The 10,168-nt window shown below is 73.3% G+C and carries 12 protein-coding genes; all 12 read right to left on the minus strand.

Features of this window, described 5'->3' with window-relative positions; translation table 11 throughout:
* Positions 1 to 3 precede the first annotated feature (3 nt).
* The 12 genes from ACFHWT_RS22260 to ACFHWT_RS22315 all read right to left on the minus strand — a co-directional run bounded on the left by ACFHWT_RS22260 (position 4) and on the right by ACFHWT_RS22315 (position 10,014).
* Complete coding sequence (locus ACFHWT_RS22260; protein WP_416596605.1) at positions 4 to 1,065, minus strand: phenylalanine--tRNA ligase subunit alpha; 1,062 nt, start codon at positions 1,063 to 1,065, stop codon at positions 4 to 6.
* A gap of 241 nt (positions 1,066 to 1,306) precedes the next feature.
* Positions 1,307 to 2,200, minus strand: a complete 894-nt coding sequence (locus tag ACFHWT_RS22265; RefSeq protein WP_416596606.1) for a TrmH family RNA methyltransferase — start codon at positions 2,198 to 2,200, stop codon at positions 1,307 to 1,309.
* 47 nt (positions 2,201 to 2,247) lie between these two features.
* Complete coding sequence (gene rplT, locus ACFHWT_RS22270) at positions 2,248 to 2,640, minus strand: 50S ribosomal protein L20 (RefSeq protein ID WP_416596607.1); 393 nt, start codon at positions 2,638 to 2,640, stop codon at positions 2,248 to 2,250.
* A gap of 31 nt (positions 2,641 to 2,671) precedes the next feature.
* Positions 2,672 to 2,866: a 50S ribosomal protein L35 gene (rpmI, locus tag ACFHWT_RS22275; protein WP_123601271.1), complete on the minus strand. Its 195-nt coding sequence runs from the start codon at positions 2,864 to 2,866 to the stop codon at positions 2,672 to 2,674.
* Between the two features lie 19 nt (positions 2,867 to 2,885).
* Complete coding sequence (gene infC, locus ACFHWT_RS22280) at positions 2,886 to 3,506, minus strand: translation initiation factor IF-3 (protein ID WP_123601270.1); 621 nt, start codon at positions 3,504 to 3,506, stop codon at positions 2,886 to 2,888.
* 399 nt (positions 3,507 to 3,905) lie between these two features.
* Positions 3,906 to 4,319, minus strand: coding sequence for a PH domain-containing protein (locus tag ACFHWT_RS22285; protein WP_416596614.1), 414 nt, complete (start codon positions 4,317 to 4,319; stop codon positions 3,906 to 3,908).
* Positions 4,320 to 4,357: 38 nt separating this feature from the next.
* Positions 4,358 to 5,470, minus strand: a complete 1,113-nt coding sequence (locus ACFHWT_RS22290; RefSeq protein ID WP_416596608.1) for a DMT family transporter — start codon at positions 5,468 to 5,470, stop codon at positions 4,358 to 4,360.
* 50 nt (positions 5,471 to 5,520) lie between these two features.
* Positions 5,521 to 6,981, minus strand: a complete 1,461-nt coding sequence (locus ACFHWT_RS22295; RefSeq protein WP_416596609.1) for a benzaldehyde dehydrogenase — start codon at positions 6,979 to 6,981, stop codon at positions 5,521 to 5,523.
* Between the two features lie 66 nt (positions 6,982 to 7,047).
* Positions 7,048 to 8,007 carry a DMT family transporter gene (locus tag ACFHWT_RS22300; protein WP_416596615.1) on the minus strand — a complete coding sequence of 320 codons (960 nt, stop codon included), beginning with the start codon at positions 8,005 to 8,007 and terminating at the stop codon, positions 7,048 to 7,050.
* On the minus strand, positions 7,995 to 8,843 hold the full coding sequence (gene hisG / locus ACFHWT_RS22305; protein WP_416596610.1) for an ATP phosphoribosyltransferase: 849 nt from the start codon (positions 8,841 to 8,843) through the stop codon (positions 7,995 to 7,997). The genes ACFHWT_RS22300 and hisG overlap by 13 nt, the downstream gene beginning before the upstream one ends.
* A 67-nt stretch (positions 8,844 to 8,910) precedes the next feature.
* On the minus strand, positions 8,911 to 9,174 hold the full coding sequence (locus ACFHWT_RS22310; RefSeq protein WP_123604575.1) for a phosphoribosyl-ATP diphosphatase: 264 nt from the start codon (positions 9,172 to 9,174) through the stop codon (positions 8,911 to 8,913).
* A 117-nt stretch (positions 9,175 to 9,291) separates the two neighbouring features.
* Positions 9,292 to 10,014, minus strand: a complete 723-nt coding sequence (locus ACFHWT_RS22315; RefSeq protein ID WP_416596611.1) for a Gmad2 immunoglobulin-like domain-containing protein — start codon at positions 10,012 to 10,014, stop codon at positions 9,292 to 9,294.
* Positions 10,015 to 10,168 lie beyond the last annotated feature (154 nt).

Consider the following 10,168-nt stretch of genomic DNA (forward strand, 5'->3'; position numbering starts at 1 on the left):
GTCTCAGACCTCCATCCCGAACGCGCGGGTGAACCGCACGTCGCCTTCCACCATGTCGCGCATGTCGCTGATGCCGTGGCGGAACATCAGGGTGCGTTCGATGCCCATGCCGAACGCGAATCCGGAGTAGACCTCCGGGTCGATGCCGCAGGCCCGCAGCACCCGGGGGTTGACCATGCCGCAGCCACCCCATTCGACCCACCGTGGCCCGTCACGGTGCTGTGGGAACCAGACGTCGAACTCGGCGGACGGCTCGGTGAACGGGAAGTAGTGCGGCCGCCAGCGGGTCCGGGCGTCGGCACCGAACATCGCCCGGGCGAAGTGGTCCAGGGTGCCCTTGAGATGCGCCATGGTGATACCGCGGTCGACGACGAGCCCTTCGACCTGGTGGAACACCGGGGTGTGGGTGGCGTCGAGTTCGTCGGTGCGGTAGACCCGCCCCGGGCACACCACGTAGATCGGCGGCGTGCGGGTCAGCATGGTCCGGGCCTGCACCGGTGAGGTGTGGGTACGCAGCACCAGGCCGGGCAGGTCAAGGTGGAAGGTGTCCATCAGCCCGCGCGCCGGGTGGTCGGGGCTGATGTTGAGCGCGTCGAAGTTGGTCCACTCCAGCTCGGCCTCGGGGCCTTCGGCGATCTCGTAGCCCATCCCGACGAACAGGTCACCGATGCGTTCCATCAGGGTGGTCAGCGGGTGCCGGGCGCCGCGCGGGCGGCGGTCGTACGGCAGGGTGACGTCGACGCGTTCCTCGGCGAGCACCCGCCGGGCCCGTTCGGCTTCGAGTTCGCCGCGCCGGGTGTCGTACGCGGTCTGCACCGCGGTACGCGCCTCGTTGACCCGCTTGCCGGCGTCGGCCTTGGCGGCCGGCGGCAGCGCGCCGATTTCCCGGCGGGCCAGCGAGATCGGGGCGCGGTCGCCGAGGTGCTGGGGTCGCAGCGCGGTCAACGCGTCCAGGTCGGCGGCGGCGGCGAACGCCTTCTCGGCGTCAGCGACCGCGCCGGTGAGCGCGGCCGGGTCGAGCAACGCGACCTGCTTCGGATCGTATGGGTCGTTGCGGTAGGTCATGACGTGCGGGCACTCCCTCGCGGCGTGCGGTCACCGGGGCCGATGACCGGCAAGAGTCTACGGACGCGCGGCGCTGCCGCAGCCCGCCGGTAGGGTGCGCAGGCAGGAAGGGTCGGTCAGCCCTGCCGCCCGCCGGGACCGGCGGGCCGGGTAAACAGCCGATGAGGTGGCTCAGCGCAGCCGGGCCGCCGGTCGCGGCGCGTCGGCTGGTCGTCGACACGCGCCGGGTAGCTGCGGACGCTCATCGCGTGGGCCTTCCTGGGCGCTGTGCTCTGGCCGAAGTGTACAGGCAGACCGCCGCTGCGGAAGCCAGGTTCAGGCTCTCGGCGCGGCCGTGCAGCGGCACCCGGACCCGGGCGTCGGCCCGTTCGGCCAGCTCGGCCGGCAGGCCGTGCGCCTCGGTGCCGAACAGCCAGGCGGTCGGCGCGGCCAGCGCCCCGGAGTCGGCGAGGTCGTCGAGGTCGGTGTCGCCGTGGCCGGTGGTGGCGAGCACCCGCAGGCCGGCGGCGCGTAGGTCGTCGACGACGTGTGCCGGATCGTCGTGGCGGACCACGTCGACGTGGAACAGGCTGCCGGCGCTGGCCCGGACGCACTTGCCGTTGTACGGGTCGACGGCGGCACCGGCGAAGACGACCGCGCCGGCACCGGCGGCGTCGGCGGTGCGCAGCACGGTGCCGGCGTTGCCCGGGTCGCGGATCTCGACCAGTACGGCGGCCAGCGCGGGCCGGCGGCGCAGCGCGCCGTCGAGGCTGACGTCGAGGTGGTCGCAGACGGCGACGACGCCCTGCGGGTTGACGGTCTCGGCCAGCGCGGTGAGCGCGGCGTCGTCGACGGTGGAGACGTCGATGCCGGCGCTGGCCGCCGCGACGGCCAGGTCGGTGTGCCGGGTACGCCCGGCGGCGGTGGTGAACAGTTCGCGGACCAGGCCGGGCACGGCGAGCGCCTCCCGGACGGCCTGCGGGCCTTCGGCGAGGAAACGCCGCGTCGCGTCGCGGTCGCGGCGCCGGTGCAGCCGCCGGGCGGCCACGATCCGGGGGGTACGGGTGGTGAACGTCGGCTGCCGGTCGACGGCCCCGCCGCCGGTGGTGGCGGCCGGGACACGGCCGAGGCGCCCAGCTGGCCGTGGTGCGGTCATGCCGGACGCCTCGATTCGTGCCACGTGCGGGTCAGGGTCGCGCCGGTTCAGGCGGCTCGGGCCGCCGCGCCGCCGGTGCCTTCGGCGGCGACCGCCGTGCGGGCCACCTCCACCAGAGCGGCGAACGCGGTGGCGTCGTTGACCGCCAGGTCCGCGAGGACCTTGCGGTCGACCTCGACGCCGGCCAGCTTGAGGCCCTGGATGAGGCGGTTGTAGGTCATCCCGTTGGCGCGGGCCGCCGCGTTGATCCGGGTGATCCACAGCTGCCGGAAGTCACCCTTGCGGTCGCGACGGTCCCGGTAGGCGTACTGCATCGAGTGCAGCACCTGCTCCTTGGCCTTGCGGTACAGCCGGGACCGCTGGCCCCGGTAGCCGCTGGCGTCCTCCAGCAGGGTACGGCGCTTCTTCTGGGCGTTGACGGACCGCTTGACGCGTGCCATTTCACCTACTCCTTCGGGTCAGTGGCGCGCGTCAGCGGCCGAGCAGCTTCTTGATGCGCTTGACGTCGGCCGGGGACACCTCGACGGTGCCGGTGAGCCGGCGGGTCCGAGTGGAGGGCTTGCCCTCCAGCAGGTGGCGCTTACCCGCCTGCTCGGCCAGGATCTTGCCACGGCCGGTCACCTTGACCCGCTTGCCCATACCGGTGTGGCTCTTCATCTTTGGCATGTGTCGCGTCTCTCCCCTGTCACTCGCCGGTGTTCCCGGCGGGTCCGGCCGTGGCGGCCGGTGGTGGTGCCTCGACGGCGCCGGATTCCCGGTCCCGGGAGGCTCCGCCGCCCCGGGCCGCCGTCGCGGCGGCCGCAGCGGCCTTGGTGGCCCGGTGCGGGGCCAACACCATGATCATGTTCCGGCCGTCCTGCTTCGGTGCGGCCTCGACGTACCCCAGGTCGGAGATCTCCGATTCGAGCCGGCGCAGCAGCCGGTAGCCCAGCTCCGGCCGGCTCTGTTCCCGGCCCCGGAACATGATCGTGACCTTGACCTTGTCTCCGGCCTTGAGGAACCGCACCACGTGACCCTTCTTGGTCTCGTAGTCGTGCGGGTCGATCTTGGGTCGGAGCTTCATTTCCTTGATGACGGTCTGCTGCTGGTTACGCCGCGCTTCGCGCGCCTTGAGTGCGCTCTCGTACTTGAACTTGCCGAAGTCCATGAGCTTGCACACCGGCGGGCGCGCCATCGGCGCAACCTCAACCAGGTCCAGGTCGACGTCCGCGGCCAGCTGCAGGGCGCGCTCCAGCGGGACGATGCCCACCTGCTCACCCTCAGGGCCGACCAGTCGGACCTCACGTGCCCGGATCTGCTCGTTCACGCGTGGTTCGACGCTGATGGGGCCTCCTCGAGTCGGTAATCTCCGTGGTGCCGTCGCACCCCGGGCCGGCCCCCGGTTGGGGACGCCCCGGGAAAGCAGAAGGCCCTGGCACATGCCAGGGCCTGCTCGACCGGTCGGTGACGCCGTCGACGGCGTCGGCCCGGTGGCGGACGGACCGCCGTCGGGAGACCGGACCCGCCCGCTGGACGGTGGTCCGCGGTACGGGTGGGAGCAGGCGCTCCGCTTTCGCGACTGCTCCGCCCGGCTGCCGGCTCGCGCCGGCGCCACCGGCCGAGGGCAGCGTGGTCGACATGACAAGACTACCAGGCTCCGGCCATAGCCGTACGCCCGGTCCGGTGTCAACAACCGGTGCCAGCCAACGGCGGTCGACCCGCAGCGTCAGCCGGCGGTGGTCGCCGCGCGGCCCGCAGCGTGCAGCCGGCGCAACGCCCGGACCGCTTCGACGGCGTGCTCCCGGTCGACGGACTGCAGCGCCAGCATCGGCACCAGCTCGTCATCGGCCAGCTCCAGACTGGCCCAGGCGGCGTCCCGGTCGAAGCGGACCGCCGCGACCAGCGACCACGGCAGCTGGTAGGAGCGCAGTACGTTGCGCACCCGCACCCCGGCGGCGTCGGCTTCGACCCGGGGCCGGGTGAACAACAGGATCACGGCGGCCCCGACCAGGCCGAGACCGACCATGGCGGCCTGGTCGCCACGCTGGAAGCTGCCCAGGTTCGCGCCGGTGGACCCCTGCAGGCCGAAGCTGACCGCGGTGAAGACCAGCAGCAGCGCGGCGGCCAGCGACCAGCACATCACCCGCAACCGGCGGGCACGCACCACCAGCGTGCCGGTCAGCTCGGTGGTCGGGTCGGTCGGCTCGTCTGCCACCCGGTCAAGTCTGCCACCGCACCGTCGCGGCCGACCGGCCGGGACCGACGGGCACCCTGACCGGACACCAGCACCGCGACGACGATCAGCGCGGCGCCGGCGATCAGACCCGGGCTGACGCCGGCACCGCCGGGGACCAGGACGTCGATCAGCAGCGCCCCGACGAGCTGACCGGCGACCACCCCGAGCCCGGTCCGCAGCACCCCGACCGACCGGACCCCGACCAGCAGGGCCACCACGATGCAGACGCCGAACAGCCCGCCGAGATAGAGGTACCACTCGCCCGGCCACGCCCGGCCGGCCGCCGCCTGGTAGCCGCCGAGCAGGCCGGCCGCGATCAGCACCAGCGGCGTACTGACCACGAAGTTCGCCACCGTGCCCATCGCGGTGGTGCTGGCCGCTGAGACCCGGCCGTTGAGCGCCGACTGGACCGACACCGCCAGCCCGCCGGCCACCGCCAGCGCGATCACCCCGACCGCGAGCTGCCCGACGGGCCGGCCGGCCTGGGCCACCACCACCGCGCCGATGCCGAGCAGCGCCCCGACCAGCCGGGGCATGGTGACGGCGAGCCGGCCGGCCGGGGCCAGCCCGACCCGGTCCACCGCCAGGCCGCCGAGGCTGTTGCCGGCGACCTGGGCGATGGTCAGCACCGCCACCCCGAGCACCGGCACCGCGTAGGTGGCGGCGGTGACGAAGAACGCCCCGCCGACCCCGCCGAGGTAGGTCCACCAGGGCAGCCGGGCGGCCCGCAGCAGGCGCAACCCGGCCCGCATCGACGGCAGGAGCAGCAGGCCGAGGGCGACCAGCAGCGATCCGCCGATGTTGTTGACCACCGCCCCGATGACGGCGCTGCCCATCCGGGCCCCGAGTTCGGCGTTGACCGCGCTCTGCGACGCGGACGCGACCCCGCCGAGCCCGGCGACGGCCAGCGCCAGCCAGGGCGGCAGCACCCCGGCGAGACGGCGCGGGCCCGGCTCCCGCTGCGCCGGCTGGGGAGGCGTGGTGGCCGGCGTAGGGTCCGGTGGTGTCACCCGGTCACTGTCACATCCGGGTGCGGCGATGTCTGTGACGGACATCGCGTACCGCCGGCGGATCGACGTCCGTCCTCAGCTTCCGGTCCGCCGGGTCAGAACGGGAACCGGCTGATGTCGCCCTGCATGGTGAGCCACTGGGTCTCGGTGAACGCCTCGATGTTGGCGGCCGGCCCGCCGAACCGGCTGCCGGTGCCGGAGGCGCCCACCCCGCCGAACGGCGCCACCGCCTCGTCGTCGACGGTCTGGTCGTTGATGTGCACGATGCCGCTGGGGATCCGGTCGGCCAGCGCCATCGCCTTCATCACGTCCCGGCTCAGGATGCCCAGCGACAGGCCGTACTCGGTGTCGCCGGCCATCGCGACCGCCTGATCCAGATCGGCGAAGGTCGCCACCGGCGCGACCGGGCCGAACACCTCCTGAGCGAACGCCGGGGTGGTCGAGGTGGCGTCGGCCAGCACCGTCGGCCGGTAGAACAGCTCCTCGTAGGTGCCGCCGGCCGCCAACCGGGCCCCGGCGTCGAGGCTGGCCGTGACCAACGAATGAATCTTGTCCCGCTGGTGTTCGTCGATGATCGGGCCGAGCGCAACCTGCCCGGCCGCCGGATCCCCGACCGGCAGGTGGTCGGCCTTGGCCGCCAACTGCTCGACGTACCGGTCGGCGATCCGCTCGTGCACCAGGTGCCGGCCGGTGGCCATGCAGATCTGCCCCTGGTGCAGGAACGACCCCCAGGCGCCGGCCGAGACCGCGAGGTCCAGGTCGGCGTCGTCGAGCACGATCAACGCCGAGTTGCCGCCCAGCTCCAGATGGGCCCGCTTGAGGTGGCGGGCGGCGGCCTCGCCCACCTTGCGCCCGGCGGCGGTGGAACCGGTGAAGCTGACCACCCGCACCCGGGGGTCGGCGATCAGCGCCTCGCCGACGTCCGCCCCACCGGGCAGCACGTGCAGCAGCCCGTCGGGCAGACCCGCCTCCTGGAAGATCCGGGCGATCGACACCCCGCCGCAGACCGCCGTACGCGGGTCCGGTTTGAACACCACCGCGTTGCCCAACGCCAGGGCCGGCGCGATGGACCGGATGGACAGGATCAGCGGGAAGTTGAACGGTGCGATGACGCCGACCACCCCGACCGGCAGCCGACGCGCCAGACTCAGCCGGGGCTGGCCGCTGGCCAGGATCTCACCGGTCGGGTGCGACGGCAGGGTGGCCGCCTCGTAGCACTCCTGGGCGGCGGTGGTCGTCTCGACCTCGGCTTTCGGCGGCACCGACCCGGCCTCGCGGATCAGCCAACCGCCGATGTCGTCGGCGTAGCGCTCGAACAGCTGACCGGCCCGGCGCAGCACGGCGGCCCGCTCCAGATAGCTGGTGGCGGCCCAGTCACGCTGCGCCTGCGCGGCCCGGACGCAGGCCCGCGTCACGTCGTCGGCGTTGCCGACACCGGCCCGACCGATCTCCTGCCGGGTGGCCGGTGACATGACGGCCATGGTGCCGCCGGCCGCCTCGGTCCAGCCGTCGCTGAAGATCATGCCGTGCCACGTCGTCGTGTCGAGTAGTGCCATGAGGAACCTCCGGCCGGTCGGGAATCCGAATCCTCCCTACCTTCCCGCACCAGCCCCGGATCCACCTCAGGAACCGACGTCACCCGTACGAGGAGTTGAGCCGCGACCGGACACGACGACGGCGAGCAGGATCAGTGCCGCGCCGACCAGCATGCCGGCACCCGTCGAGGGCCCGCCCGGGACGAGCACGTCGATCAGCAGCGCGCCGACGAGCTGCCCACCGAGTACGGCCAGTCCGGTCCGCAGCACACCCACCGACCGGACCCCGACCAGCAGGCCGATCATCACCATGACCCCGAACAGGCCACCCAGGTAGAGGAACCACTCCCCCGGCCAGCCGCCCCGCGTCGCGGCACCGAACGCGCCGAGCAGCGCCGCCGTGCCCAGCACGAACGGGGTGGCCACGGCGAAGTTGACCACCATGCCGGCGGTGGTGGAGCTGGCCGCGGCGACCCGCCCGTTGAGCGCCGACTGCACCGCGACCGCGAGTCCGGCGACGACGGCGACGGCGACCAGCCCGACCGCCAACTGTCCGACCGGGCGGCCGACCTGGGCAACGGCAACCGCGACGACACCGAGCACCGCCCCGGCGACCCGGGGGCCGCTGACGGCGAGCCGGCCGGCCGGGGCCAGCCCGACCCGGTCCACCGTCAGCCCGCCGAGACTGTTGCCGGCGACCTGGGCGATGGTGAACACCGCCACGCCGAGCACCGGCACCGCATAGGTGGCGGCGACCACGAAGAAGCCACCGCCGATCCCGCCGAGATAGCCCCACCAGGGCAGCCGGGCGTCCCGCAGGGTACGCAGCCCGGCGCGCATCGCCGGGAAGATCAGCAGCCCGAGGGCGATCAGCGACGAGCCGACGATGTTGTTGACGATCGCGCCGACCGGTGCGCTGCCCATCCGGGCGCCGAGTTCGGCGTTGACCGCGCTCTGCGACGCGGACGCGACCCCACCGAGCCCGGTGACGGTCAGCGCCAGCCAGGGCGGCAGGACCCGGCGCGTGGTCGCGGTCAGAGGCGGCAGGCGTGGATGTCGGTGACCAGAATGGCGCGGGCGCCCAGGTCGTACAGCTCGTCCATGATCCGGTGGACCTCGGCGCGCCGGACCATCGCCTGCACCGCCACCCAGCCTTCGCGGTGCAGCGGCGAGATGGTCGGCGACTCGATGCCCGGGGTCAGCGCGGTCGCCTGCTCCAGCAGGTCGGCGCGCACGTCGTAGGCGAGCATCACGTACCGGTGGGCCACCAGGACCCCCTGCAGCCGGCGGATCAGCTGGTCGGCCTGGCCGGTGGTGGCGGTGCCGGCCGGGTGCACCAGCACCGCCGAGGAGCGCAGGATCGGCTCGCCGACGGTGACCAGACCGGCCTGGCGCAGCGTGGCACCGGTCTCCACCACGTCGGCGATGACGTCGGCGACGCCGAGCCGGATGGCGTTCTCCACCGCGCCGTCGAGCCGGACCACCTCGGCCTTCAGCCCGTGTTCGGCGAGGTAGCTCTCGACCACCCCGGGGTACGCGGTGGCGATGCGTCGCCCGGCGATCTGCTCCGGCACCCGGGTCAGGGTCTCCGGGCGGGCGGCGAACCGGAACGTCGCCCCGGCGAAGTCGAGGTCGAGCAGCTCCTCGGCCGGGCTGCCGGAGTCGATCAGCAGGTCCCGGCCGGTGATGCCGAGCTCCAGCTCACCGCTGCCGACGTAGGTGGCGATGTCGCGGGGCCGCAGGTAGAAGAACTCGACGTCGTTGGCCTCGTCGCGGCAGACCAGGTCCTTGGGGTCGGTGCGCTGGCGGTAGCCGGCCTCGCGCAGCATGTCGGCGGCCGGTCCGGAGAGGGTGCCTTTGTTCGGTACGGCGATGCGCAGCATCTCGGTCTCGCTCCTGTCGAGGGTGTGAGGGTCACACGAGGGTGAGGGTCACGGTCGCAAGGGCGGGTCAGAGATGTCGGTAGACGTCCTTGAGTTCCAGTCCGGTGGCCAGCATCAGCACCTGCGCCTGGTAGAGCAGTTGGGAGATCTCCTCGGCGGCCCGGTCGGGGGTCTCGTGCTCGGCGGCCATCCACGCCTCGGCCGCCTCCTCGACGACCTTCTTGCCGATGGCGTGCACGCCGCGCTCCAGCGCAGCCACCGTCGACGAGCCCGGGGTCCCGGCCGCCGCCTTGGCCTGCAGCTCGGCGAACAGCTCCTCGAACGTCTTCACGGTGCCCGATTGTGGCAGCCGGGCACCGGGCGGGTCGGCACCGGGTCCGCACCGGTCCACCTGCTGATCATTGTACGGCGGTCGGTGCCGGTCGCCGTCCGTCCGCCGAGGCGCCGGTCACCGTACGGTGATCGCGGCGTCGACGAGGTGCCGGGGGGCTTCGCCGGCGACCATCGACTCCTCGTACGCCTCGATGATGTAGTCGCCGGGCGGCAGGCTCAGCTCGACGAACGCCTCTCCCCGGCCGGGCGCGCCCGCGTCGAGGGTGGCGTACCGCTGGTGCACGACCTCGGCGCCCTGGCGGACCCGCAGCTGGGCGGTGGCCTCGTGGACGCTGCCGGCGAGGTGCACGGTGAAGGTCGACCCGACGGTGTCGCCGTGCTGCGGGTCGATCAGCCAGAGCATGGCCAGGGTGTCCAGGGCGGCCCCCTTGGTGATCTCGTCGCCGGCGTCGACGTGACCCCACAGCCGGTCCACCGGCTCGCCGTCGAGCAGCAGCCGGATCCTCGGGTCGCCGCCGGTGACACCGGCGACGGTCCAGGCGAGCTGCTGCACCGCTGCGGCGGCCCCGGCGGCGTCGAGGTTGGCGACCCCGGCTCCGGTGATGTTGACCCCGACGATGTCGTACTGGGTCCACACGGTGGCCACGGTGGCCCCGGCCGGCCACAGGGTGCGGTAGTCGGGGTCGGCGAGCCGGGCCGCGGTGAGCATCTCGCCGAGCGCGGCCCGCAGTTCGGCGACGACGCCGGTGTCGGTCAGCTGGAAGCGGTGGAACTCGCGGTAGAGCCGCAGCCCGCCGCCGTCGACCGCACCGACGTAGTAGACCGGCAGGGTCGCCACCGGGGTACCGGCCTGCTGTCCGGCGGCGCCGGCGGTCGGCGGGCCGCCGGTCGCCGGGCCGGCGACCGGGCCGTCGCGGTCGGTCGGCCGGTCCGATCAGTTTGGCACGCCAGGCGGACTCCTCGACGCAGCCGATCTTCATGCCCTGGCGCTC

This window comes from Micromonospora sp. LOL_021 (genome assembly GCF_048060215.1).
GTDB lineage: Bacteria > Actinomycetota > Actinomycetes > Mycobacteriales > Micromonosporaceae > Micromonospora_E.